The organism is Pseudomonas putida, from assembly GCF_050990305.1.
Taxonomy (GTDB): domain Bacteria; phylum Pseudomonadota; class Gammaproteobacteria; order Pseudomonadales; family Pseudomonadaceae; genus Aquipseudomonas; species Aquipseudomonas putida_AH.
Map to the genome: position 1 here is coordinate 4,547,657 of NZ_CP158817.1, position 26,039 is coordinate 4,573,695.

18 protein-coding genes, 2 tRNA genes, 2 rRNA genes and 1 pseudogene are annotated in these 26,039 nt (G+C 59.2%); 3 read left to right on the plus strand and 20 right to left on the minus strand.

Annotation, left to right across the window (positions count from 1 at the left end; all coding sequences use genetic code 11):
- Positions 1–7: 7 nt before the first annotated feature.
- Positions 8–868: a glutamate racemase gene (murI, locus tag ABTV22_RS20335; RefSeq protein ID WP_433736280.1), complete on the minus strand. Its 861-nt coding sequence runs from the start codon at positions 866–868 to the stop codon at positions 8–10.
- A gap of 10 nt (positions 869–878) precedes the next feature.
- Positions 879–1,892 carry a TauD/TfdA family dioxygenase gene (locus ABTV22_RS20340; RefSeq protein ID WP_433736281.1) on the minus strand — a complete coding sequence of 338 codons (1,014 nt, stop codon included), beginning with the start codon at positions 1,890–1,892 and terminating at the stop codon, positions 879–881.
- A 245-nt stretch (positions 1,893–2,137) separates the two neighbouring features.
- Between ABTV22_RS20340 and ABTV22_RS20345 the strand changes: the two are divergent.
- Positions 2,138–2,410: pseudogene (locus ABTV22_RS20345) on the plus strand (aldehyde dehydrogenase family protein); the annotation flags it as partial.
- 114 nt (positions 2,411–2,524) lie between these two features.
- Here the strand turns inward: ABTV22_RS20345 and qhpG are convergent.
- The 7 genes from qhpG to ABTV22_RS20380 all read right to left on the minus strand — a co-directional run bounded on the left by qhpG (position 2,525) and on the right by ABTV22_RS20380 (position 12,347).
- Entirely contained in the window at positions 2,525–3,820 is a 1,296-nt protein-coding gene (qhpG, locus tag ABTV22_RS20350) for a flavin-dependent monooxygenase QhpG (RefSeq protein ID WP_433736282.1), read from the minus strand.
- Positions 3,817–4,512, minus strand: coding sequence for a subtilisin-like serine protease QhpE (qhpE, locus tag ABTV22_RS20355; protein ID WP_433736283.1), 696 nt, complete (start codon positions 4,510–4,512; stop codon positions 3,817–3,819). Before qhpE ends, qhpG begins: the two co-directional genes overlap by 4 nt.
- The gene (locus ABTV22_RS20360) at positions 4,502–6,220 is read right to left on the minus strand and encodes an ABC transporter ATP-binding protein (protein WP_433736284.1); all 1,719 of its coding nucleotides are present in this window, start codon (positions 6,218–6,220) and stop codon (positions 4,502–4,504) included. Before ABTV22_RS20360 ends, qhpE begins: the two co-directional genes overlap by 11 nt.
- Entirely contained in the window at positions 6,220–8,124 is a 1,905-nt protein-coding gene (locus ABTV22_RS20365; protein ID WP_433736285.1) for a sigma-54-dependent Fis family transcriptional regulator, read from the minus strand. Before ABTV22_RS20365 ends, ABTV22_RS20360 begins: the two co-directional genes overlap by 1 nt.
- 357 nt (positions 8,125–8,481) lie before the next feature.
- Positions 8,482–9,507 carry a histone deacetylase family protein gene (locus tag ABTV22_RS20370; RefSeq protein WP_433736286.1) on the minus strand — a complete coding sequence of 342 codons (1,026 nt, stop codon included), beginning with the start codon at positions 9,505–9,507 and terminating at the stop codon, positions 8,482–8,484.
- A gap of 174 nt (positions 9,508–9,681) precedes the next feature.
- Entirely contained in the window at positions 9,682–10,908 is a 1,227-nt protein-coding gene (locus tag ABTV22_RS20375) for a Zn-dependent hydrolase (RefSeq protein ID WP_433736287.1), read from the minus strand.
- Between the two features lie 128 nt (positions 10,909–11,036).
- Complete coding sequence (locus ABTV22_RS20380; RefSeq protein WP_433736288.1) at positions 11,037–12,347, minus strand: MFS transporter; 1,311 nt, start codon at positions 12,345–12,347, stop codon at positions 11,037–11,039.
- Positions 12,348–12,510: 163 nt separating this feature from the next.
- Here ABTV22_RS20380 and ABTV22_RS20385 point away from each other — a divergent pair, with 163 nt between their 5' ends.
- Positions 12,511–13,443 carry a LysR family transcriptional regulator gene (locus tag ABTV22_RS20385; protein WP_433736289.1) on the plus strand — a complete coding sequence of 311 codons (933 nt, stop codon included), beginning with the start codon at positions 12,511–12,513 and terminating at the stop codon, positions 13,441–13,443.
- Here the strand turns inward: ABTV22_RS20385 and ABTV22_RS20390 are convergent.
- The 6 genes from ABTV22_RS20390 to ABTV22_RS20415 all read right to left on the minus strand — a co-directional run bounded on the left by ABTV22_RS20390 (position 13,440) and on the right by ABTV22_RS20415 (position 19,126).
- Positions 13,440–14,051 (minus strand): RraA family protein, encoded by a 612-nt coding sequence (locus ABTV22_RS20390; protein ID WP_433736290.1) that lies wholly within the window; start codon positions 14,049–14,051, stop codon positions 13,440–13,442. The genes ABTV22_RS20385 and ABTV22_RS20390 overlap by 4 nt on opposite strands.
- A complete protein-coding gene (locus tag ABTV22_RS20395) occupies positions 14,044–14,436 on the minus strand; it encodes a RidA family protein (RefSeq protein ID WP_433736291.1) in 393 nt (130 codons plus the stop codon). The genes ABTV22_RS20390 and ABTV22_RS20395 overlap by 8 nt, the downstream gene beginning before the upstream one ends.
- A gap of 18 nt (positions 14,437–14,454) precedes the next feature.
- Positions 14,455–15,834 (minus strand): MFS transporter, encoded by a 1,380-nt coding sequence (locus ABTV22_RS20400; RefSeq protein WP_433736292.1) that lies wholly within the window; start codon positions 15,832–15,834, stop codon positions 14,455–14,457.
- A 312-nt stretch (positions 15,835–16,146) separates the two neighbouring features.
- Positions 16,147–17,076 carry a 2-hydroxyacid dehydrogenase gene (locus tag ABTV22_RS20405; RefSeq protein ID WP_433736293.1) on the minus strand — a complete coding sequence of 310 codons (930 nt, stop codon included), beginning with the start codon at positions 17,074–17,076 and terminating at the stop codon, positions 16,147–16,149.
- Positions 17,073–17,828 carry a class II aldolase/adducin family protein gene (locus ABTV22_RS20410; protein WP_433736294.1) on the minus strand — a complete coding sequence of 252 codons (756 nt, stop codon included), beginning with the start codon at positions 17,826–17,828 and terminating at the stop codon, positions 17,073–17,075. Before ABTV22_RS20410 ends, ABTV22_RS20405 begins: the two co-directional genes overlap by 4 nt.
- The gene (locus ABTV22_RS20415) at positions 17,825–19,126 is read right to left on the minus strand and encodes an MFS transporter (protein WP_433736295.1); all 1,302 of its coding nucleotides are present in this window, start codon (positions 19,124–19,126) and stop codon (positions 17,825–17,827) included. The genes ABTV22_RS20410 and ABTV22_RS20415 overlap by 4 nt, the downstream gene beginning before the upstream one ends.
- A gap of 154 nt (positions 19,127–19,280) precedes the next feature.
- Between ABTV22_RS20415 and ABTV22_RS20420 the strand changes: the two genes are divergently transcribed.
- Positions 19,281–20,240: a LysR family transcriptional regulator gene (locus ABTV22_RS20420; protein ID WP_433736296.1), complete on the plus strand. Its 960-nt coding sequence runs from the start codon at positions 19,281–19,283 to the stop codon at positions 20,238–20,240.
- A gap of 12 nt (positions 20,241–20,252) precedes the next feature.
- On the opposite strand, the gene mrdA is transcribed toward ABTV22_RS20420, so the two are convergent.
- From mrdA to ABTV22_RS20445, 5 genes are all read right to left on the minus strand, one after another.
- Positions 20,253–22,145 carry a penicillin-binding protein 2 gene (mrdA, locus tag ABTV22_RS20425; protein ID WP_433736297.1) on the minus strand — a complete coding sequence of 631 codons (1,893 nt, stop codon included), beginning with the start codon at positions 22,143–22,145 and terminating at the stop codon, positions 20,253–20,255.
- A 286-nt stretch (positions 22,146–22,431) separates the two neighbouring features.
- Positions 22,432–22,547 (minus strand): 5S ribosomal RNA (gene rrf, locus ABTV22_RS20430).
- A 153-nt stretch (positions 22,548–22,700) separates the two neighbouring features.
- A 23S ribosomal RNA gene (locus tag ABTV22_RS20435) occupies positions 22,701–25,592 on the minus strand.
- Positions 25,593–25,835: 243 nt separating this feature from the next.
- Positions 25,836–25,911: transfer RNA gene (locus tag ABTV22_RS20440), tRNA-Ala, on the minus strand.
- Positions 25,912–25,941: 30 nt separating this feature from the next.
- Positions 25,942–26,018: transfer RNA gene (locus tag ABTV22_RS20445), tRNA-Ile, on the minus strand.
- Positions 26,019–26,039: the final 21 nt, after the last annotated feature.

Here is a 26,039-nt window from a genome sequence, read left to right on the forward strand (position 1 = left end):
AGAAAAACTAACCAAAACCATTCTTCAAGAAGACCTGCTGATACTTGGTTGCATCGCACCCTCTGGTGAAAGTAGCCACCTTAGATACCTTGCCAGTGAATTCAGACTCTAATTTAGTTGACGCAACCACCTGCAAAGCAACTTTTCTGGCGGGATCAATCCAGTTATCAGCAGCTGGAAATACTCTTCGCAAACCATCGATCAATAGCGGGAAATGAGTGCAACCTAAAACAACTGTATCAACAGATAATCGCTGCTCTTCTGTAAGGTGCAAACAGATCAACTCTTCAAAACTTTCGAAACTCGCCTCTTCACCTGCCAGCATCGCCTCCGCTAGGGCTACAAGCAGTTGCGTCGCAATCGGCCATACTTTTGCACTCATCTTGGATCTGGCCATAGCCTGGATGACATGACTGCTTTTTAGTGTTCCAGCGGTTGCAAGAAGAACAATACACTTGGTCTTGGAAGCATCAACAGCTTCATTTATTTGCGGCGTAACTAAGAAGCATTTTCGCCTAAAATTTTCGGTACAGTGATCTACTATTGCGACTGATGCAGTATTACAGGCTACGACTATCGCCTCCGGGTCAAGTTTCGTACAAAGCGCCTCCAACAATTGTTCGACCCGCTGAGCAACATCAGATCCTGTTTTGCTACCGTAGGGAAACCAATCGTTATCCGCCACATATAGAATATTAGCATTTGGAACCAACCTCTCTAGCTCACGTACAACTGTCAAGCCGCCTACGCCAGAATCAAATACTACAACTGGACGTCTAGTCTTGAGCACTTGCACTCCATCAAACCTGGATCCATTTCCAAGCCACAGCTTTGGAATATTTGACCATGCAGAACCGAGGGTATTCATGGCATTTACCTTATGCATTAATGGCACGAGTTTTGATTGAGCTTCGCATTTCACGCGACTTCCGCAGACTGGAAGCAAACACTACCCTTGCCAGCCATCGGGCCCCGTCGCCATAGTTTGCTTTGAATGAGTCTCGCGCATGCACACAACGGTAATTATCTATAAATATACAATCTTTTGCTTCGAGAATGACTGTCATGCGATTCTCGGCAAAATAGTTCAGAAGCTTTTTCAAAGCTTGCAATTCGATACCATGATACTCATCAACATTTAAAGCGGCTGCATTGATTTTTACGTATGGCGCATCCCTATGACCAAATAGGATTGATTGGGAGGTTTCCTCTACAATGTCGGACGTACTATGGATTGGATTGTGAGGAATTTTGAAACGTGGCTCAAACAAAACCTGTTTTTCTTCAGCGCTAAGCTCGATCCCATCAATGCACGAAATTGTGGTTGAAGCACGTTCATCATTACGCATACAGACAAGCCCCAAGTATTCAGCGCGTGCGGGGTGAAAAGCATCTTCAACGTGAAACCCAAAGTTCAGGACAGAACCACTACTCGAATTTGCAACACCACTCAGTTCTTGCAGCGGAATAATATTATTATAAAGACTCCCACCACGCTGTGAGGTAAACCCAACGCCTTCCCCCAGCAATGCCCCATACAAGCCATGCAAGATTTTCGCGTCATTCAAACAGTATTCTTCATCCAGCTCAATATATCTTGAGGGGCTTGGCCCAGCACCGGCACCAAGCACTGGATTTCCGGAAACCAAGAGTGCCGCCGCTTCTTCATTTCGCTTAAAATCATAAAACTCCTGGCGAATTTTTCGTGGTAACTCCTGAGCATAAAGCGCTGCTTTCTCCATGAAATCGTACTGATTTGTCATCGCAGGAACTTCAATTATTTCGTCAAGCAGTCCACGAACCTGTTGGCATTCCTTTTCACTAAGAATTAATTGTTTAATAGTAGTTGCCATAAACCCACCCAGTCCATTTGTAGATTTTTTGATATCCAAATTTTATCTTTGCATAAACCACTTACAGATTTAAAAGGAGCTGCCTAGCAGACACTGGCGCCTCTTTAAAACCTGTGGAGATTTAATAACTTCTCACCAAACCGGTCAATATCCTGGCCTGCAGGTTATTTCCGATTATTTCGTAGGAGGGAAGACGTTTTTCAGACTATGTTTAAACACACTAACTCCCCCCAAATAAGCCTATTGCTTTATACGGGGAGTATTCGTTTTAGTGCCTGCAGGCGGTGGCGATTCCGTTCGATGACGAAGCCGAGGCGCTGCGCCTGGCCAACGACAGCCCGTATGGTTTGGGCGCGAGCATCTGGTCCAACGACCTGGCGGCGGTGCACCGGATGATTCCGCGGATCAAGTCGGGGTCGGTGTGGGTCAACTGCCACAGCGCGCTGGACCCGGCGCTGCCGTTTGGCGGGTACAAGATGTCGGGGGTTGGACGGGAGATGGGGTATGCGGCGATTGAGCATTACACGGAGTTGAAGTCGGTGTTGATCAAGCTGTGATTGGCGGCGTTCTTTAGTCCGCCATCGCGGGCAAGCCTTGCTCCTACAGGGGATTGCGGTCCCTCGTAGGAGCGAGGCTTGCCCGCGAAGGGGCCGGACTTGCAAACACAAGACTCAGGGCTTGAAACCCTGAGCCAGCAACCACCCCCGAACCAACCTCCCCTGCTCCACCGTCAACCCCGCGAGCGCCTGCTCGGCGGGTTCGGTCCGTAACCTGCGCACCAACGGCGCCAATTCCACCCCCTGCACATGCCAGATCCCCAGCGGCTGATCCGCCGTGATCACCACTTCGGCTTCATCGACAAACCCCTCGCGCAGCACCGGCGCCCGCTCGATGCGCAGTGCATCGAAATCCGCCTCGGCATGGGCGACCACAGCATCCGGCCATTGCCGCCGCGCCTGCCAGAACGGCTGGTCCAGCCAGCGTTGTTCATCGGCATAAAAATCCCGGCCAATGCGCGCGAACCGCAGGAATAACTGCTCTACCCGCTGCTGATGGAAGCGCTGGGCCAACGCCGCCCTTTCGGGTTTGCGCAGCAAGGTGTTGATCACCGTGGGCGCTTGCAAGGCCGAGGACAGGGATTGAAAGATGCCGTTGCCCGACAGCGGGTCCACCGCCATCGCCGCATCGCCCACCCGAATCCAGTTGTCGCCGCACACTTGCGGACTGAGGATCGCGGTGCTGCTGCGGGCGTGCAGTTGCAGGTCGACTTCGGGCTCGCCCTCGAAAAAGGCTAGGGCCAGCGCCGATGCCTGGCGCCGTCGCTGGCAGTATTCAAGCAACTGCGCCTTGCCCGGCAATTCGGCGCTGGCCACGTCCACCGTCCATTGCCAGTAACACTGGCCATCGGCCCGGCGTGCCATCCACGCCCAGCCGTCCGCGAGGCTTTCCACGGCGCTGGCGGTGGCGCCCAGTGGGCCTTGCCAGCGATTGAGCAAGCTGACCGTTTCCGGCCCGCGCAGGCCTTTGCCAAGGGCTGGCGCCTGTCGACCGCGGGCCTCCACCAGAAAGTCCGCGTCCAGGGCCTGGCGCCCGTCGATCTCGATGCGATGGCCTGTGGTCGAGGTCTGCACCGACAGCACCCGGCCTTCGATCAGCTCGACCCCGGCCACGCGCAGCGCTTCGCGCAGGCCGCGATCGAAGGTTGGGCGATCCAGCAGGTATTCGACGTTCTGCGCATGTTGCTGGCCGTTCCAGTTGACCTGCCTTTGAGAAGGCAACAGCGCTTGCGCCAGCGCCTGATGCAAACCGGCACCGCGCAATGCCTCCAGCACCCGCAGGGACACCCCTTCCAGCGCGGCGAACCGTCGCCATTCGCTGACCAGCGTGACCGCATAGCCAAGCCGCCGCAGCCCCAACGCCACCGCCACGCCCGCAGGCCCGGCGCCGAGAATCACAATCGTGGTCATGGCCCGAAGCGCCGTTCAGGTCCACGGTAACGGGCGTTTTGCCGTAGGTACTCGATGACCTGTTGGTTGCTCGCCAAGGGGTGCTCCACAAGATACGCCGCGATGTGCCCGCTCAACGCTGCGCAACCGAGGCTGGCTCCGGACTGCCCCGGATAGGTGCCATGCACGCAGGCGGCGAAGTCCGCCTGAGCGCTGTTGAGCCATGACCATTCCAGTTCAGCGCAGCGCGCGTCGCCGGTGACCCGCAGCACCTGTGGATAATTGGCCGGGTACACGCCTTCGCCTTGCGCCGGGCTCGAGGCGCAGAGCAAGACACCGCGCTCCACAGCCGCTGCGCAAGCGGTGCGCAACAGGCTGCGATCCTGCCGCAATCCCAGGCTCAGATTGATCAAACGCACGTCCTGCGCCACCAGCCAGTCAATCGCCGAAGCGATCTGCAAGGCACTGGTGACGCCACGCTGGTCGAACACCTGGGCCACGCAAAACAACGCCGACGGCGCACGTCGGCTGATAGCTTCGATCACCGCGCTCCCGTGGCCCAGCGGGTCGTCACGCAAGTCGCTTTCGGCGAGCCCGTCCTCCACTAGCGAAAAGCGCCGCCCGGCAATCACCTGTACCCGCTGCGCCGCCGAGTGACCGCTGTCCACTACGCCAATGCGCAGCTCGGGCTTTTCATACCGCTCAGGCTTCATGCAACACCGTTTTCGAAATCAGCACGCCGTCGAGCAATTCAAAACGCAGGTCGGCATCGGCCAGGGTTGAGGGACGATGGCTGATGAGGATGCGCGTACGCCCGGCAAACAGCCGGTCGATGGCTTCGATCACTTCGCGCTCGGTGGCTTCGTCCACGGCCGAGGTGGCTTCGTCGAGCACCAGAATCAGCGGGTCCTGCAACAGCGCCCGGGCAATGGCGATGCGTTGTTTCTGCCCACCGGACAACTGCTGGCCACGCTCGCCCAGCGGGCTGTCGAGGCCTTCGGGCAAGGAGGCGATCAGGCTGTCGAGCTGCGCCAGGCGCGCCACTTCGGCAATGGCTTCGCGGCTGGCGTCCGGCACCGCGTAGGCCAGGTTATCGGCCAGACTGCCGCGAAACAGCACGATGTCCTGGCTGACCACGGCGATGCGCCGGCGCAGTTGGAACAGGTCCAGATCCCGCACATCCACCTCGCCGAGCAGCACCCGTCCGGATTGCGGGTCGTGGTGGCGTTGCAGCAGGTCGATCAGGGTCGATTTGCCGACGCCGGAACCGCCGCTCAGGGCGACTTTCAAACCGTAGGGAATCCGCGCTTCGATACCGCGCAGGGTGGTCGAGCGACCGGGATGACTGAAGTGCACGTCGTCGAAGCGCAGCTCGCCAGAGCTCGGCATCGGCTTGGGTACGTCGGGTGTGAGCACGGTCGGCTGTTCGCCGCGCAATTCCATTACCCGACCGAGGCTGACGGTCATGCGTTGAATCGCCACGTAGAGCCCGAGCAGGCTCTGAACCGGCCCGACCGCCATGCCCAGATACGTGGAAAACGCGATCAACGCGCCCAATTGCCAAGTGCCCTGCACCACCCAGTAACCGCCAATCAGAAAGGCACAGGCGCGGGACAGTGAGGTCAAGGTACCTGGCACGGCCTGGGTAAAAAATTCGGTGACTTGCAGGCGCAGCAACTGGCTCATGTAGCCCTGCCCCAATCGCTCAAGTCGTTGCGCTTCGCGCTGTTGCTGGCCGGCGGACTGGATGAACTTCATCACCGGCAGCGTTTCGACCATGAACGACGACATGTCCGCCGAACGTTCGCGCAATTGCCGCACATCGCGCTCGACCTTACGTCGCATCCAGCGCAGCCAGAGTATATCGAGGGGGATCAGCACCAGCGCCAGCAGCGACAGTTTCCAGGACAGGGTCAGCAGCATCGCCACCGCCACCACCAGGCCAATCACGCTGGACACTGCCGAGAACAGTGAGTCCACGGCAAAGCGCTGGATCTCCGCAACGTCGCCATCCAGGCGCGACATCAAATCGCCGATACGCCGCTGGCCGTAGAAGCTCGGCGACAGGGTCTGCAAGTGCCGATAAAGGTCATCGCGCAGGGCAAACAGCATGCGCCCGGACAGCCGCGTGTGCAGATAACGGTTGATCCCCGACAGCGCCGTGCCCAATAGCCCCGCGACGATCATCAGCCCGGCGATCAGCACCAGCATCGGGAAGTTGCGCGCCAGCAGGCCATCGTCGATCAGCAGTTTGGTCAGCCACGGCTGCACCAGCACCAGCGCCGAAGCGCAGACCGACAGCCCGAGCAAGCCGGCAATCGCCAGCCGATGGGGCCGAACAAAACTGTAGAGCCAGTGCAGCGATGCTTGCAGGGCTTCGGGGTTCTGGCTGTCGATCAGCCGGACGATCAGGCGGCGCATCACGAACGCAACTGTTTGAGCTTGCGATACAGGGTCGCGCGACTGATGCCCAGGGCATCGGCGGCGGCCGAGACATTGCCCTGATGGTTGTCCAGTGACTGGCGAATCATCTCCAGTTCGTTTTCACGGATGCTGCCGGACTGAGGACGTTCGGTCGCGGTCAGCTCGTCGAGCATGCTGTCGGGCAAATGGTCGAGGGTGAGGACGGTTTCACCCGGTTCGCGCATGGCCAACGCCGTGCGCAGAACCATCTCCAATTGACGGATGTTACCCGGCCAGTGGTAGTTGCCGAGCAGGCGGCTCAAGTCGTCATGCAAGACCACCGTCGGCGCCTCGAGCCGGGCCAGCAGGCGGCCGACCAACGCAGTGAAATCTTCGCGTTCGCGCAGGGCCGGGAGCATCACGCTGATGCCGTTGACCCGGTAGAACAGGTCTTCGCGAAAGTGTTTTTCTTCCACCAGACGCTTGAGGTCGCGGTGGGTCGCGCAGATGAGGGCGACGTCGATGTCTTGCTCTTCGCCAGCGCCCAGCGGCGCGACTTTGCGGTCCTGTAACACCCGCAACAGCCGGGCTTGCAGGGCCAGCGGCATGTCGCCGATTTCATCGAGAAACAGCGTGCCACCGTGGGCCTGCTGCAGGCGACCGACCATGCCGCCCCGGCGCGAGCCGGTGAACGCGCCTTCGCGGTAGCCGAACAGTTCGGACTCGATCAGGCCTTCGGGGATTGCCGCGCAGTTCACTGCGACAAAGGGTTTATCACAGCGGCTGCCGGCCATGTGCAGGGCCCGGGCGATGACTTCCTTGCCGGTACCGGTTTCCCCCAGCAGCAACACCGGCAACTGGTTGGCCAGGCCTTGGCGGGCCATGCGCAAGGCGCGGGCATAACGCTCGTTGCTACCGGCCAGGGATTCGAGGTCCGGTTGGGCCTTGGCGGGTTTCGCCGGGGTGCGTGGCGGCGTTCCGATGTTGAGGGTTCGTTGTGGCGCGCGCAGGGTTTTGTAGAAGAATTCGCCCTTGGCGGTCTGCAGGCTGCCGGCGCCGCCCTGATGCAGACGTGCCAGCAATTGCAGGCCATCGACACCGAGAAACTCTTCGCAACGCCGGCCGACCAGCGCCGAGCGTTCGGCACGCAACAATTGGCAGGCCTGGGCACTGACGGCGAGGATCTGCCCGCCAAGGCTTACCGCCAGCAGGCCCTGCCAAGGGGATTCGAGGTATTGGCGACGGCTATGGAACGCGAGGACGATGTCGTCGGGGTAACTGGCGTTGAACACCCGGCTTTCGATCTGGCTGACCGCCATGGCCAGCAGCGCGGTGCTGTCGTGGGCACGACCCAACGGGCCTTCGCGGGTCAGGTCGAGGACGCCGAGGATCTCGCCTTGCGGGCAATGGATCGGCACCGAGGTGCAGGAAAAATCGCTGAGGCGATCCAGGTAGTGTTCGCCGCAATCGATCAGGGTCGGACGGGCTTCGACCAGCGCGGTGCCGAGGGCGTTGGTGCCGCGAACGGCTTCGCTCCAGCAGGCACCCAGGGTGATGTCTTGCAGGCCGCTGCCCTTGAGGCGGTCGGCGCGCCCTTCGACGGCGAGGATGGTGGCGTCGGAGTTGGCGAGGATGATCAGGCCTTCCTTGCCCTGGCGTTCGGCCAGGTAATCGATGGAAGGCAACGCGGCGTCGATCAGCAGGCGGTTGCTGGCCAGCAACACGTCGAGGCTGGCACTCGATTCCAGCGCCAGCTCATGCTTGGCATTGAAATGCACGCCATGGCTGAGGCTGCGTCGCCACGAAGCATCGATTTCCGCGCGCAGCACGCCGTCCGGCACTTCGCCTTCCAGGTGCAGCTTTTCCCGGGCCAGCCGGGCTTCGTGGTGCTCTTTGGGAGTGTTTGTTTTTATTAGCGTCATCACGCGCTCCGGGTCGTGCGCCCTGCGCCGTTACTTTTTATGTCGGCGCTGTGGAGCCATGTTTACGTTAACGTCAGGGCAATGGCAAGTCCTGTGGCGAGGGGGTTTACCCCCGTTCGACTGCGCAGCAGTCGCAAACCGACGAACGTTGTACATCTGCGGACATGTGGTCGCTGGTTTTAGGGCTGCTGCGCAGCCCAACGGGGCGGTGCGACGTTTCGCTAAACCCCCTCGCCACAAGTACCTCGCCGACGCGTTATCGTTGTTCGCGGGCAAGCCTCGCTCCTACAGGTCTGGCGCGATCCCCTGTAGGAGCGAGGCTTGCCCGCGAAGGCGTCATCACAGACGCCATTGAGCTCAGCGCTGCCACACCTCGGGATTCACAAAAAACGCCCGCGCATTGTCCTCCAGGCTCTCCAGGTGATACCCGCCCTCCTGCACGATCAGGCACGGCAGCCCGAGGCTGCGAATCCGCTCGCCGAGTGCGGCGAAGCCTTCGCGGGTCACTGCCACCTTGCTTTGCGGGTCCAGTTCATAAATGTCGAAACCGAGGGACAGCACCAGCACTTCGGCACCGAAGTCGGTCACGGCCTGCAAGGCGATCTCCAGTTGTCCGAGGAAGTCCTGCTCGCTGGCGCCATGAGCCATCGGCAAGTTGAGGTTGAAACCCTCCCCCGCGCCAACACCGCGTTCATCATTGAAGCCGGCGACACCTGGATAGAAGTTGGTCGGGTCGCCGTGCACCGAGACGTAGAGCACGTCGTCACGGTCGTAGAAAATCTCCTGGATGCCCTGGCCGTGGTGCATATCAGTATCCAGCACCGCCACCCGTGCGAACTTGTCACGTAGTACCTGCGCCGCCACCGCCGCGTTGTTCACGTAGCAGAAGCCCCCCGCCGCTTCGGCCCGGGCGTGGTGGCCCGGCGGACGGCACACGGCATAGGCGGCAGGTTCGCCATCCAGTAGAGCCCTGGCACCGGCAATTGCACTTTGTGCCGACCAGTAGGCCGAGCGCCAAGTCTGCTCGCCCACCGGGCAACTGCCGTCGGCCAGGTACCGTGCGGCCTGGGCGAGAATGCCGCGCAGGGCATTGGGCTCGCGTACGAAGATGTTGGACATCACCTCGTCGCCCCAATCCTCGGGAATTTCTTTCCAGCGCTGGTGGGCTTCCTGCAGGAAGGCCAGGTAGGGGGCGCCGTGAACGGTCAGCAGCGGCTCTAGTCCGGCATCGGTGGGTTGCTCGACGCGAAAGCCCAAGGCGTGTGCAGCTTGTACCAGGCGCTGTGCACGTTCCGGCACTTCCTGCGGGGTGCGCATCTGGCCACGGGAGTAGTAGCTGCGGGGATGGTGGAGCAATTGTTCGGGGTGGAAAAAACTGCGCATGGGGTCAATTCCTGTCAGTTAATTTAGATCCTGAAACCGGGTGAGCTCTACCGTAGGAGCGAGGCTTGCCCGCGAAGGCGATATGTCAGTCAACGTCGATGTTGAATGTGCTGACGCCTTCGCGGGCAAGTCGGGTCGCCGCATCGCTCGCTCCTACAGGGGTTTGGTGTTTGTTCAGATTTTTTCGGCGCGGGCCAGCACGGCGTTGAGCAGTACGTCGGTGCCCTGGCGCACGTCTTCGGGCAGTACGTCTTCGGCTTCGTTGTGACTCAAGCCGCCAACGCAGGGAATGAACACCATCGCCGTCGGACAGTACCGCGCCAGAAGGATCGCGTCGTGCCCGGCGCCGCTGACGATCGACTGCTGAGCGTAGCCCAGCCCGTCCACCGCCTGCTGCACCGCCGCCACACAGTCGGCGTCGAAGGGTGTCGCCGGGCTGATCCAGTGCGGGGTGATGGTCAGATTCAAGCCGCGACCGTCGGCAATGGCCTGGAGCCGCGCACGCACCTGCTCTTCCATGGCCGCGATGGCGTCGTCGCGGTGATGACGCAGGTCGACGGTGAAGTTCACCAATCCGGGAATGGTGTTGCGCGAGGATTTGTTGATGCTCAATTCGCCGACGGTGGTCAGGCCTTCAGGGGCGAAATCCGCCGCCAGGCCTTCGATGGCCTGAATCATCCGCGCCACGCCGTACAAGGCATCCTTGCGCAACGGCATCGGTGTGGTACCGGCGTGGGCGGCCATGCCTTCGACCCGCACGTCGAGCCAGCGAATGGCCTGGCCACCACTGACCACGCCGATGCTCTTGGCGTTGTCTTCCAGGATCGGGCCCTGCTCGATGTGTGCCTCGAAATACGCATCCACCGCCCCGCCCAGCGGACGCTCGCCGGCATAACCGGTGCGCCGCAATTCGTCGGCAACGCTGATGCCGTTCACATCCCGTACTGCCAGCGCCGTGTCCAGATCCATGATCCCGGTGAACACCGCCGAGCCGAACATCGCCGGGGTGAAGCGTGCGCCTTCTTCGTTGGTCCACACCGCCACTTCCAGCGGTTTGCGGGTCTTGATCCCCAGGTCGTTGAGGCAACGCACCACTTCCAGGCCGGCGAGCACGCCGTACACGCCATCGAACCGCCCGCCTTCGGGCTGGGTGTCGAGATGGCTGCCCATCATGACCGGCGCGGCGTCCGGATCGGTGCCGGCGCGACGGGCAAACAGGTTGCCGATGGCATCCACGCTCAGGGTCATGCCGGCTTCACGGCACCAGTGGGCAAACAGTTCGCGACCGGCTTTGTCTTCATCGCTCAGGGCCAGGCGGCAGCTACCGCCACGTGCGGTGGCGCCGATTTCAGCCATGGCCATCAGACTCGCCCAGAGGCGTTCGCCATTAATTTTCAACATGGGTTTCTCCAAAAAAAATTCAAAACGATGCGATCCGTAAGAGCCGGCTTGCTTGCTATAGCGGTAGGTCAGGCGCCATCAATGCTGATTGATGCGCTGCCATCGCCAGCAAGCCGGCTCCTACGGGTTCAGGCTTTGGCCAGTTCGACGCGTTCAGCGCTGGCATGGCGACGGGCAAGGGACAGGACACAGACAAGAGAGGTCGCGGCGATCAGGCTGTAGAACACCGCCATCGGCCACCACTGCCCGGCGAACTTGTGCGCGAGCATCGTGCCGATCAGCGGCGTCAGGCCGCCGGCCACCGCGCCGCAAATCTGGTACGCCAGGGAGATCGCGGTGTAGCGCACGCGGGTCTCGAACATGCCGCTGACGTAACCGGCGATCACCGCATAGAACGACGCCATGCACACCACCGCCAGGGCAATACCGAGGATGATCAAAGGCGCCTGGGCCGAGCTGACCAGCACGAACATCGGGTAGGGCGAAGCCATGGCCAGCAGTGACACCAGGCACAGGAAGCGGGTCGCGCCGATTTTCTCGGCGATCCACGCCGCCAGCGGCTGAATGCAGAACTGGATGATCGCGACGAAGAACAAACACTCGAGGATCAGCGAGCGTGGCAGCGCCAGTTGCTGGGTGGTGTAGGCGATCATGAAGGTGTTGGTGAAATAGACGCCGGCGATGCCTAGGGTGTTGGCGCCGATGCACAACAGCAGCGGACGCCATGCGGTACGCAACACTTCCATGACCGGCGCCTGTTCCTTGCGCTGTTTTTTGCTGGCCTGTTCGCGGCTGGCGAGGAATTCCGGCGATTCGTTCACCCCCAGGCGAATCGCCAGGCCCACCAGCAGCAACAAGGAACTGGCGAGGAACGGCAGGCGCCAGCCCCAGCTCATCAGGTCTTCTTCCGGCAAACGGGTGACTGCACTGAACGCCAGCAGCGACAAAATCAAACCGGCCGGGCTGCCCAGTTGCGCGAACGAGGCGAAGAAATTGCGCCGGCCTTTGGGCGCATGCTCGCCGGCCATCAACACCGCCCCGCCCCATTCGCCACCGACGGCGATGCCCTGGACGATGCGCAACAGGATCAACAGCACCGGGGCCGCAGCGCCGATCTGTGCGTAGGTCGGCAGCAAACCGATGCACACCGTGACGACGCCCATCATCAATAGGGTGATGATCAACGACTTCTTGCGGCCGATACGGTCACCGATATGGCCAAAGACAATCCCGCCCAACGGCCGCGCAAAAAAGCCCACGGCGAAGGTGCCGAAGGCAGCCATGGTGCTGAACAGTTTGTCGTCGGAGGGAAAGAACAGCGCGCCGAATACCAGCGCGGCAGCGGTGGCGTAGATGTAAAAGTCGTACCACTCGATCATGGTGCCAATGAAGGCAGCGGCGGCCGCACGGCGCGGCTGGGACGAAGCTTGAGGCTTCATGGGTCGGGCTCCTTGAATTGTTTTTTTGGCAGGAGAGAAAACGGCAAATCCGGGGCGCTCTGGCGGCGCCGGTCTGGGGGTGATTTTTCGTCTCGGGGCTATGATTAGTCAATTTTCTATTTATTATTCTCAGTATTACGCCACCTTATAATCGAGAGCCGCCATGGCCGAACGCGACGTGCAACGCCTGCTCAATGACCGTCTGGACTGGAACCTGCTGCGCACCTTCAGGGTGATTGGCCAGGAACTGAGCATCAGCCGTGCCGCCGCCCGCCTGCACCTGACGCAACCGGCGGTGAGCCAGGCGCTCAAGCGACTGGAAGAACAACTGGGCCGGCAACTGATCGCCCGTCGCGGGCCGCGCTTTGCCTTGACCGAAGTCGGCGAGCAGATCTTCGCCCTGGCCGGGGAGATCTACGGGCAGATGTCCCAGGTCAGCAGCGTGCTGGAAACACCGGCCGACGAAGTGATCGGCAAGGTGCGTCTGTTGATCATCAGCCGGATCTTTTCCGAGCGCTTCGATGATTTCCTCGCAGACTTTCATCGCCAGCACCCACGGGTGGATCTAGAAGTCGAGGTGATGCGCAGCTCCGACATCGTCAGCGCCCTGCAGGAAAAAACCGCGACCCTGGGCTTGAGCCTAAACCGCCGCCCGCAACCGCGCCTGGAACAACGTCTGTTTCTGCGCCAGCGCTATGCGTTTTTCTGCGGCAAACATCACGCGATGTTCGGCCAACAGGACGTCGCCGAAGGGGATTTGCAGCGGGAGAATTTCGTCAGCTTCACCAGTGACCAGATCGGCGGCATGCTGTCGCCGTTGACGATTTTTCGCGATCAACAGGGCTTCAGCGGACGCATCGTCGCCTCATCGCCAAGCCTGGAAGAAGTCCGGCGATTGGTGATCGCCGGCTTCGGTATCGGCTGCTTGCCCGAACACGTGGTGGCGGCCGATGTCGACGCCGGATTGCTCTGGCGCCTGCCGCCCCACGAAGGAATTGCCGATGTGGACATTCATTTGCTGTGGAACCGCGAACAGCGAATGAGCCGTGCCGAGTCGATCTTTCTCCAAAGCCTGCAACAGCGGTTGACGGATTAGACGCGCAGGACTTGCGCCACCGGTTCTCCTGCGCGCAAACGCTCGAGCAGGCGCGGCTCGGCGAGATCCGAGACCAGCGCCTGCTCGATGACCGATGCCGCCGTTGCCGTGTCGAGAAACAGCACGCCATTGTCGTCCGCCAGCACCCAATCCCCCGGCTGCACCGTGACGCCCGCACAGTGAATCGGCTGATTGATTTCACTGTCGCCACGCCCGTGCAACTTTGTGGTCAACAGGCTGGTGCCACGGGCGAACACCGGCAGCCCGGCTTCACGCAGTTCCAGCAGGTCGGTCACCGCACCGTCCACCACAATGGCCACCGCGCCGGCACAACGTGCCGCGCAACTGGTGACCGCGCCCACCGGGGCGTGGCGATGATCACCGCCGGTGTCGATCACCAGCACATCGCCTGGCCGGATTCGCGCCAGCGCCTGGTTGACGGCGATCGCGTCCGCGCCCGCCAGTTTCAGGGTCAACGCACGGCCCACCACTTTCACATTGGGCACCATGGCCCGCAGTTGGGAATCGGCGAAACCCTCTTCGAGAAAATGCCCCAGGGTTGGAAAACTCACCGCCTTAAGCTGTTCGATCAGTGGCGACTCATCCATGTTGCGGCTCCTTGTGAATCAATTCGGCGACACAGTCGATCTCCAGCGACACACCCCACAGCGCTACGCACACCGTGGTGCGAGCCGGTGGCGCGTGGCCGAGGAACTCGCGATACACCGCGTTGAACGGCTCCAGTTGCGCAGGATCGGTCAGGTAGGCGTTGACCTTGATCACGTGGCTGAAATTGGAGCCTGCTTCAATCAGGATCGCCTCCAGGTTGCGCAAGGTTTGCCGTACCTGCTCGGGAAAATCCGCGGGTTGTTCGTCGAGGTTGTTACGGGCCGGAATCTGTCCGGCGGTGAACACCAGGTGGCCGCTGACCACGGCTTGAGAGTAAGGGCCGACCGGGCCGATGTAGCCGGGGGCCGATTGAATTCTGCGCATGGGTGTTAACTCCAGGAGTCAGGCCGTAGCCGATTTGAAGGGTTTGCCGGGGGCAGCGTCGTCCGTCGGGGCGACTTTCGGGATTTCGCTGATGTCTTGCTTGAAGGTCTCGGTCAGCAACAACAGCGCCACCAGGGAAATCAGAGCCGCGCCGATCATGTACCAGGCCACCGACGAACCTTTGCCGGTCGCCGCCAGCAAGGCGGTGGTGACAATCGGTGTGGCCGCGCTGCCCAGCAGGCCGGACAACATGTAGCTAATCGACAATCCGGAATAGCGCACACGGGTACCGAACAGTTCAGCAAGGAAGGTTGCAATCGGCCCATAGTTGGCGGCGAACGCGGTCATCAGCAACAGGTAACCGAAGACCACCATCGACAGCTCTTTGGTGTCCATCAACCAGAACATCGGGAACGCCACCAGCGCCTCGGCGAGGATGCCACCGACGATGATCGGCTTGCGTCCGAAGCGGTCCGAAAGCGCGCCGAACACCGGCAACATGACGATGCACCAGGCGCACGACAGCAGCACCACACCGAGCATTACGCTGCGACTGAAGCCGAGATTCTGCGTGCCGTAGGTCAGGCCGAAAGCGACGATGATGTTGAACGAGGCGCCTGTGGACATGGTGGCAATACCGCCCAACACCACTTGCTTCCAGTACTTACGGAACACTTCGGCCAGGGGCATTTTCACTTGCACGTCGGCCTCCTTGACCTTGTTGAAGGCCGGGGTTTCCGAGATGTTCAGGCGGATGTACAAGCCGACGGCAATCAGCAGCACGCTGGCCAGGAACGGAATGCGCCAGCCCCAGGCCAACAGGTCTTCAGGGGACATGCAGGCGGCGATCACCAGGAAGGCCAGGTTGGCGATCAGAGTCCCGGCGGGTACGCCGATCTGCACCCAGGAACCGTAAAGACCGCGCTTGTTGGCCGGCGCATGCTCCACCGCCATCAACACCGCCCCACCCCACTCGCCGCCCAGTGCCAGGCCCTGCACCACCCTCAATAGCAGCAACAGAATCGGTGCCCAGATGCCGATGGTGGCGAAGTCCGGCAGCAAGCCGATGGCGAAGGTCGCCGCGCCCATGGTCAACAGCGAAATCAACAGCATCGACTTGCGCCCCAAACGGTCACCGAAATGCCCGAACAACGCCGCGCCGACAATCCGCGCCAAGTACGCCGACGCGAAGGTGCCGAAGGCCAGAAGCGTGCCGATCAGCGGCACGAAATCCGGGAAGAACACTTTGTTGAATACCAGCGCCGAGGCCGTGGCAAATACGAACAAGTCGTACCACTCCACGGTGGTGCCGATCACGCTGGCCACTGCGACTTTCTTCATGCTGATGGCCACTTGCGGTGGTGCAGCGGACTTTTCTGCGGACGATAGATCGCTCATCACTGACTCCAGGAATTTATTTAATTGTTTTGAACTGGCAGTAAAACGGTTGAGGCGAAGGTTGTTGTTATGGCTCACACGACTTGTTTAGTGGGCGAGTGCGCAGGGCATTACTTGTTATTCTGATTCGATATCTTTATTGGGTTTTCTGGCCTCTTCGCGGGCAAGCCACGCTCCTACAGGTGATGCTGTTCATGTAGGAGCGAGCATGCTCGCGATGGTCGTTAACGGTTACACGTGTTCACTGGTTGAACGCGGTGTTCTTGGGTTCATCGCGAGCATGCTCGCTCCTACAGGGGGTTGTGTGTTGGTTCAATATCCCAGTTGGCGGTCGGCGCAGTTGAGTAACGGTTCGCCGGCATTCAGGCGGCGGAAGTTTTCCGCCACTTGTTCGGCGATGCAGTCATGGGAGGCAGCCGAGGCCATGTGCGGGGTGATGGTCACGCCGGGCATCGTCCAGAGTCGGTGGTCGCTGGGGAGCGGTTCCTGTTCGAAGACATCCAGCAAGGCGCCGCGCAGTTGTCCTCGTTTGAGGGCGTGCTCGAGGTCATCGATATTCAGGTGCCCTCCGCGCCCGCAATTGACCAGTGCTGCGCCGTTGGCCAGTCGCTCGAAAGTCGCGCTGCCGAGGATGCCTCGGGTTTCGCGGGTCAGCGGCAGCAGGTTGATCAACAACTCCACGCCATCGAGAAACGGGTGCAGGTTTTGCGCTCCGGCAAAGGTTTGCACGCCCGACAGTTCCTTGCGGCTGCGTGCCCAGCCGCGCACGTCGTAACCGGCTGCGGCCAGGTCCAGGGCGATGGCGCTACCCAGCGAACCGAGTCCCATCACACCAACCTTGAATTGCCCAGCCGTCCGTTGCAGCGGCCGCTCCCAGCGTTGCTCCCGTTGTTGCGACAACACTTGATCGAAACCACGGTGGTAGTGAATCACCGCCCAACGCACGTACTCGGTCATGCCCTGACGGTGACCGGGATCGACCACTCGGCAGACCGGCAGGTCCGGGCAGGATGGATCGTGGTCCAGATGATCGATTCCGGCCGCCACCGAGTGAATCACCCGCAGGTTGGGCAATGCTTCGAGGCTGCCCGGCAGTGGAAACCAGCATGCGGCGATTTGTGCGTCGGCAGCCCTCGGATCGTCGGCCAACACAGCCGTCAGTTGTGGCGCACTGCGGGCGAACGCGGCCTGCAATTGCTTGAGCAGCAAGTTATCGCGGGACAGTAGGACTACGATGTTCATGACTCATAAGACTCGCGCTGGGACTCGATCAGGGTCAGAGCGGCCTGCCAGGCCAGGTCGATGATGTTGTCCTGTTCATCGCGATCAAACTGTTCGGCGGTGTGCGCGCAGATTTCCGGCGACGGGTAATGCAATTCCGAACCACCGGCCAGCGCCTGGACTTGGGCCTGACAGGCACGCTCGAGGAAGTGGATCTCCTGAAACGCCTGGGCCACGCCCGAGCCACCGACCAGCAAGCCGTGATTGCGCAGGATCATCGCCCGGTGCGGACCGAGGTCGGCGATCAGTCGCTCACGCTCATCCAGTGACAAGGCGATGCCTTCATAGGTGTGATAGGCCAGCTTGCCGTAGAACTTCAGCGCGTGCTGAGTGATCGGCAACAGGCCCTGCTTCTGCGCGGCGACCGCCATGCCTGCGGCGGTGTGGGTATGGATCACGCAGTTGAGGTCCGGGCGCGCCATGTGGATCGCCGAGTGAATCACGAAGCCGGCGGCGTTGACCCGATGACCTGCGTATTCCGGATCGACTACGCGTCCTTCCTGATCGATGCGCACCAGGTCCGAGGCACGCATGCGGTCGAAAATCACCCCGTAGCGGTTGATCAGAAAATGATGCTCGGGCCCTGGTATGCGCAGGGTGATGTGGGTGTCGATCAGATCCGTCATGCGAAAGTGCGCGACCAGGCGATACAGGGCGGCGAGCTCACAGCGCGCTTGCCATTCAACCGGGTCGATGTGTGCAGGTTTACTCACGAATACACCTCTTTAGCAGCGTGGGTGACGATCGGGTTGGCGCGCAGGCGGGCCAGGCCGCAAACACCGATCAGGGACAGGGCCGAGAGCAAGGTGAAGAACACCGCCAGCGGCAACCATTGTCCGGAAAACTTGCTGGCCAGCAGCGTGCCGATCAGCGGCGTGGTGCCACCGGCCACGGCGCACGCCAGTTGGTAAGCGATGGAAATGCCCGAGTAGCGCAGATGCACCGGGAAGGCCTGGGTCATGTAGCCGGCGATCACCGCGTACAGCGCCGAGAGAATCACCACGGCCAGGGCAATGCCGAGGGTCATCAACAGGATGTTTTGCGTGCCCACCAGCAGGAACATCGGGTACGGCGTGACCATGCACAGCAGCGCGACCAACTTCAGGAAACGGTCTTCGCCAATGCGTTCGGCCAGCAGCGCCGAGACCGGTTGCGAGAGCAGTTGAATGATGGTCACCAGGAACAGGCAATCGAGAATCGTCGAGCGCGCGATGCCTTGATATTGGGTGACGTAAGTGATCATGAAGGTGTTGGTGAAGAAGAACCCGGCCGAACCGATGGTCACGGCCGCCGCGGCGAACAGGATCTGCCGCCAGCAGGTGCGGATCACGTCCATGACCGGGTATTTGGCGGTTTCGTTGTTGTCTTGGACCTTGGCGAATTCCGGCGATTCATGAACCCCGGAACGGATCAACAACCCGACCATCATCAACACGCCGCTGAAGAGGAACGGCAGACGCCAGCCCCAGGCGAGGAATTCATCCGGCTCAAGAGAGGTGACCAAGCGGAAAGCGATCAGGGCCAGCAGCAGACCGGCGGGACTGCCCAGTTGGGCAAACGATGCGTAGAAGGTCTTGCGCTTGGCCGGCGCGTGCTCGCTGGCCATCAGCACCGCACCGCCCCACTCGCCGCCAACCGAAATGCCCTGGATCAGTCGCAGCACGATCAGACCGATGGGTGCCCAGATACCGACGCTGGCGTAGCTCGGCAACAGACCAATGCCTGCCGTGGCGATTCCCATCAGGGCCATGGTCACCAGCAGCATCTTCTTGCGACCGAGACGATCCCCCAGATGTCCGAACACCATCCCGGCCATGGGGCGGGCGATGAAGCCGACGGCGAAACTGCCGAAGGCGGCCAGGGTGCTCATCACCGGATCGCTGCTGGGGAAAAACACTTGCCCGAGTACCAACGCCGCGGCGGTGGCGTAGATGTAAAAATCGTAGAACTCGATGGTCGTGCCAATGAAGGCGGCGGCCGCGGCTCGGCGCGGTTGGGGGGTGGTATGCATGCAAGGACCCTGTGTACTTATAGTTTTGGGCAGGTGCTAAGGCCGGTACGGTTGCGCTCTGTGGCGCTTGTGGGCTTTATCGCTTCCATGCCAGGATTAGTCAATTTTCATATCCTTATCTTTACTATTAGCCCTGCTACTACATGGATTTTTTATGTCCTCCACTGCCAATCCCTGGGTCGGCCGGCGCTTTCTGAACGATCGCCTTGACTGGAACCTGCTGCGCACTTATTTGGTCATCGGCCAGGAAGGCAGCATGAGCCGCGCTGCTGCCCGCCTGCACATCACTCAATCGGCGGTCAGCCAGGCGTTGAAACGTCTTGAGGAGCAGTTGGAGTGCGTGTTGATCGCCCGTAGCGGGCGGCGCTTCGATCTGACGGAAACCGGGGAAGAAGTGCTGCGCATTGCGGCGGATATCTATGGCGATATTTCGCGTTTGGGCACGGTGGTGGAGAGTCGTCACGATGACGTGGTGGGCAAGATTCGCATCCTTACTGTCAGTGGCGTGCAGGCGCGGCACTACGATGAATTCCTTGCCGACTTCCATGAAACTCACCCGAAAATCGAGCTGGAAGTCGAGGTGATGGGCAGTTCGAACATCATCAGTTCGTTGCTGCAAAAGACAGCGACCGTGGGTGTCGGCTTGTGCCGTTTGCCCCAGCCGCGCCTCGAGCAACGGGTGTTATTCCGTGAGACTTATGCGTACTTCTGCGGACAGCGTCATCGGTTATTCGGGCAGGAGAATCTGACGCTGGAAGAGTTGGCGGCGGAAAACTTCGTCAGCTTCACCAGCGATCAACTCGGCGGCAATCTTTCCCCCCTGACACTGTTCCGGGACCAGCAAGGTTTTACCGGCAAGATCGTCGCGTCCTCTACCAGTTTCGAGGAAATTCACCGCTTGATCTGTGCCGGTTACGGGATTGGTGCCCTACCGACGCACTTGGTACGCCGGGATGTCGAGCAAGGCGTTCTCTGGCGCTTGCCGCCGGAAGAGGGGGTGGTGGATTTCGACATCCAGCTGCTGTGGAATCGCGAGCAGAAAATGAGCCAGGCCGAAACGGTGTTCCTGGAGAGCTTCCAGCACATGCTCAGCATTCGTGAGCCTGTGCTGTGAAGCCTTCGCGGTTTAGACGTGAGGATCGCCCGGTGCCTTGGTCGGGGTGGCGTATTGCGGTTTCAGGTGGCCGTCCTGGTCGAGTAGCCAGGCATCCATGATCTGCCGGACCACGGGGCCGGCGACGCGGCCACCAGCCTCACCGTTTTCGATCATCACTGAAATCACGATTTTTGGGTGTTCGGCCGGGGCGAAACCGACGAATAAGGCGTTGTCACGGTTGCGCTCGCGGGTTTTCTCGCGGTTGTAGCGCTCGCCTTGCTTGATGGCCACCACTTGCGCGGTACCACTCTTGCCAGCGATGCGGTATTGCGCACCCGCTGCTGCCGCCCGGGCAATACCACGGGCATCGTGCATCACCATCTGCATGCCGTGGTTGACCTGCTCCCAGTCTCGCGGGTCTTTGAGCAGGATATTCGGCATTGGGTGCTCGTCGACCGGCGCAACACCGTCCACCGTCTGGGCCAGGTGCGGGCGGTTCCACACGCCTTTGTTGGCGATCAGTGCGGTGGCCTGGGCCAGTTGCAGCGGCGTGACCTGCATGTAGCCCTGGCCGATCCCCAGAATGACTGTCTCGCCCGGGAACCACGCCTGACGGCGTGTGGCGCGCTTCCAGGCCTGGGAGGGCATCAGGCCGGGGGATTCTTCGTACATGTCCAGGGAGACTTTCTCACCCAGGCCAAACATCGCCATGTAATCGTGCAGGCGATCAATGCCCAGTTTGTGGGCTAGATCGTAGAAGTAGGTGTCGTTGGAACGCATGATCGCTGCGTCCATGTCCACCCAACCGTCACCGCTGTGGTTCCAGTTGCGGTACTTGTGATCAAAGTCCGGGAGTTGGTAATACCCCGGATCGAACACTCGGGTCTGCGGGGTAACGACGCCAGTGTCGAGGCCGGCAATCGCCACTTCCGGTTTGATGGTTGAACCCGGCGCGTATAGCCCGCGCAACACACGGTTGAACAGCGGTCGGTCGATCGAATCGCGAAGCGTAGAGTATTCCTTGGAACTGATACCGGTGACGAACAGGTTCGGGTCGAAACTCGGGTTGCTGACCATGGCCAACACTTCACCGGTCGACGGGTCGAGCGCGACCACCGAACCACGACGATCACCCAAGGCCTGCTCGGCGGCTTCCTGAAGTTTGACGTCGAGGCTCAGTACGATGTTTTTGCCGGGAATGGGGTCGGTGTGTTTCAGCACGCGTAGCACACGACCCTGGGCGTTGGTTTCGACTTCTTCGTAACCGACATGGCCATGCAGTTCTGATTCATAGAACTTCTCGATGCCGGTCTTGCCGATCGATTGGGTGCCTCGGTACTCCACCGAATCCAGGGTCTTGGATTCCTTCTCGTTGATTCGCCCGACGTAGCCGACCGAATGAGCGAAGTGTTCGCCCAACGGGTAATGGCGCACGAACTGCGGCTCGACATCGATACCAGGCAAACGGAACTCGTTGACCGCCAGTACCGCGATCTGTTCTTCAGTCAGCTCATAGAACAGCGTGACCGGCACGAAGGGGTGCCGTGCCTGCTTCATCGCCTTGTCGAACAGAGAGCGATCTTCAGCCGGTAGGTGCAGCAGGTTGACGACCTCGTCCAGCTCCTCTTTGACATCGGTGGCGCGTTCGCGAGTGATGGTCAGGTTATAGCTGGGGCGGTTGTCCGCGAGAACCACACCATTGCGGTCATAGATCAAGCCACGGGTTGGCGTGATCGGCAGGACATGGACGCGGTTGTTTTCGGAGATCGTGGAGTGATAGTCGAATTCGACCACTTGCAGGATGTACATGCGCACCACCAGCGCGCAGGAGATGGCGACGACAAACAAGGCGCAGGCCATCAGTCGTTTGTTGACCAGGCGCGTCTCTTTTTCGTGGTCCTTGATTGGGATCGGTTCGGGCATTTCTTCGGCAACTCGTGAAAAGACGGTGCCTATCCGTGGGCCGCAAATCAGTCCTTTAAAAAGGAGTTGCACCCTATCAAAAACCGGCCGGTCAATTGAGGGTGATTTCCTCCAGCGGCGGTCATGGAGGGTGAAGAGTTTTTCATCTTGGCGGTGGAATCGTGCTATTGGCTCAAGAGTGATAGGCCCAGTCTTGCGTTTTTCTTTCGAAAATAGCTGCTTGGACTTTCCTGCGGGCAAAACAAAACCCCTACCTGCATACGCAGATAGGGGTTTCGGAATTTAATCTTGACGATGACCTACTCTCACATGGGGAAACCCCACACTACCATCGGCGATGCATCGTTTCACTTCTGAGTTCGGGATGGGATCAGGTGGTTCCAATGCTCTATGGTCGTCAAGAAATTCTTGAGCCGGGCCGTCTTGCGACGTTCCAGCGAATTGGGTATGTGACAGCTTTCGGTGATTTGCGAGTTACGCGAACTTTCGGTTCATTGCGTCTTCACACACCGCAATCTGATGCTCTTTCGAGTAGTCAAATTGCTTGGGTGTTATATGGTCAAGCCTCACGGGCAATTAGTATTGGTTAGCTCAACGCCTCACAGCGCTTACACACCCAACCTATCAACGTCGTAGTCTTCGACGGCCCTTCAGGGAACTCAAGGTTCCAGTGAGATCTCATCTTGAGGCAAGTTTCCCGCTTAGATGCTTTCAGCGGTTATCTTTTCCGAACATAGCTACCCGGCAATGCCACTGGCGTGACAACCGGAACACCAGAGGTTCGTCCACTCCGGTCCTCTCGTACTAGGAGCAGCCCCTCTCAAATCTCAAACGTCCACGGCAGATAGGGACCGAACTGTCTCACGACGTTCTAAACCCAGCTCGCGTACCACTTTAAATGGCGAACAGCCATACCCTTGGGACCGGCTTCAGCCCCAGGATGTGATGAGCCGACATCGAGGTGCCAAACACCGCCGTCGATATGAACTCTTGGGCGGTATCAGCCTGTTATCCCCGGAGTACCTTTTATCCGTTGAGCGATGGCCCTTCCATACAGAACCACCGGATCACTAAGACCTACTTTCGTACCTGCTCGACGTGTCTGTCTCGCAGTCAAGCGCGCTTTTGCCTTTATACTCTACGACCGATTTCCGACCGGTCTGAGCGCACCTTCGTACTCCTCCGTTACTCTTTAGGAGGAGACCGCCCCAGTCAAACTACCCACCATACACTGTCCTCGATCCGGATAACGGACCTGAGTTAGAACCTCAAAGTTGCCAGGGTGGTATTTCAAGGATGGCTCCACGCAGACTGGCGTCCACGCTTCAAAGCCTCCCACCTATCCTACACAAGCAAATTCAAAGTCCAGTGCAAAGCTATAGTAAAGGTTCACGGGGTCTTTCCGTCTAGCCGCGGATACACTGCATCTTCACAGCGATTTCAATTTCACTGAGTCTCGGGTGGAGACAGCGCCGCCATCGTTACGCCATTCGTGCAGGTCGGAACTTACCCGACAAGGAATTTCGCTACCTTAGGACCGTTATAGTTACGGCCGCCGTTTACCGGGGCTTCGATCAAGAGCTTCGCGTTAGCTAACCCCATCAATTAACCTTCCGGCACCGGGCAGGCGTCACACCCTATACGTCCACTTTCGTGTTTGCAGAGTGCTGTGTTTTTAATAAACAGTCGCAGCGGCCTGGTATCTTCGACCGGCGTGAGCTTACGCAGCAAGTGCTTCACCCTCACCGGCGCACCTTCTCCCGAAGTTACGGTGCCATTTTGCCTAGTTCCTTCACCCGAGTTCTCTCAAGCGCCTTGGTATTCTCTACCCAACCACCTGTGTCGGTTTGGGGTACGGTTCCCGGTTATCTGAAGCTTAGAAGCTTTTCTTGGAAGCATGGCATCAACCACTTCGTCACCCAAAGGGTAACTCGTCATCAGCTCTCGGCCTTAGAATCCCGGATTTACCTAAGATTCCAGCCTACCACCTTAAACTTGGACAACCAACGCCAAGCTGGCCTAGCCTTCTCCGTCCCTCCATCGCAATAACCGGAAGTACAGGAATATTAACCTGTTTTCCATCGACTACGCTTTTCAGCCTCGCCTTAGGGACCGACTAACCCTGCGTCGATTAACGTTGCGCAGGAAACCTTGGTCTTTCGGCGTGGGTGTTTTTCACACCCATTGTCGTTACTCATGTCAGCATTCGCACTTCTGATACCTCCAGCAAGCTTCTCAACTCACCTTCACAGGCTTACAGAACGCTCCTCTACCGCATCACCTAAGTGATACCCGTAGCTTCGGTGTATGGTTTGAGCCCCGTTACATCTTCCGCGCAGGCCGACTCGACTAGTGAGCTATTACGCTTTCTTTAAAGGGTGGCTGCTTCTAAGCCAACCTCCTAGCTGTCTAAGCCTTCCCACATCGTTTCCCACTTAACCATAACTTTGGGACCTTAGCTGACGGTCTGGGTTGTTTCCCTTTTCACGACGGACGTTAGCACCCGCCGTGTGTCTCCCATGCTCGGCACTTGTAGGTATTCGGAGTTTGCATCGGTTTGGTAAGTCGGGATGACCCCCTAGCCGAAACAGTGCTCTACCCCCTACAGTGATACATGAGGCGCTACCTAAATAGCTTTCGAGGAGAACCAGCTATCTCCGAGCTTGATTAGCCTTTCACTCCGATCCACAGGTCATCCGCTAACTTTTCAACGGTAGTCGGTTCGGTCCTCCAGTCAGTGTTACCTAACCTTCAACCTGCCCATGGATAGATCGCCCGGTTTCGGGTCTATTCCCAGCGACTAGACGCCCTATTAAGACTCGCTTTCGCTACGCCTCCCCTATTCGGTTAAGCTCGCCACTGAAAATAAGTCGCTGACCCATTATACAAAAGGTACGCAGTCACAGAACAAAGTCTGCTCCCACTGCTTGTACGCATACGGTTTCAGGATCTATTTCACTCCCCTCTCCGGGGTTCTTTTCGCCTTTCCCTCACGGTACTAGTTCACTATCGGTCAGTCAGTAGTATTTAGCCTTGGAGGATGGTCCCCCCATATTCAGACAAAGTTTCTCGTGCTCCGTCCTACTCGATTTCATGACTAAGAGATTTTCGCGTACAGGGCTATCACCCACTATGGCCGCACTTTCCAGAGCGTTCCGCTAATCTCAAAGCCACTTAAGGGCTAGTCCCCGTTCGCTCGCCACTACTAAGGGAATCTCGGTTGATTTCTTTTCCTCAGGGTACTTAGATGTTTCAGTTCCCCTGGTTCGCCTCTTGCACCTATGTATTCAGTACAAGATAACCATCTTATGATGGCTGGGTTCCCCCATTCAGACATCTCCGGATCAAAGTCTGTTTGCCGACTCCCCGAAGCTTTTCGCAGGCTACCACGTCTTTCATCGCCTCTGACTGCCAAGGCATCCACCGTATGCGCTTCTTCACTTGACCATATAACCCCAAGCAATCTGGTTATACTATGAAGACGACATTCGCCGAAAATTCGCAAAACTCTTAAGAGTCACTCACAAATTTTACCTTAGCCTGAACATACACCAGTGAAAGTGCTGTTCAGTCTATCTTTCTATCACATACCCAAATTTTTAAAGAACGATCTAGTCAAAGACTAGAAATCAACATTCACCATCACTCGATGGAATGCTCATTTCTAAGCTCTTACTTCAGAAGCAGTAGTGGTGGAGCCAAGCGGGATCGAACCGCTGACCTCCTGCGTGCAAGGCAGGCGCTCTCCCAGCTGAGCTATGGCCCCGTATTTCTACAGGCGTTTCCCACACAAAATTGGTGGGTCTGGGCAGATTCGAACTGCCGACCTCACCCTTATCAGGGGTGCGCTCTAACCAACTGAGCTACAGACCCAATTTCGGGCTGCTTCTATCG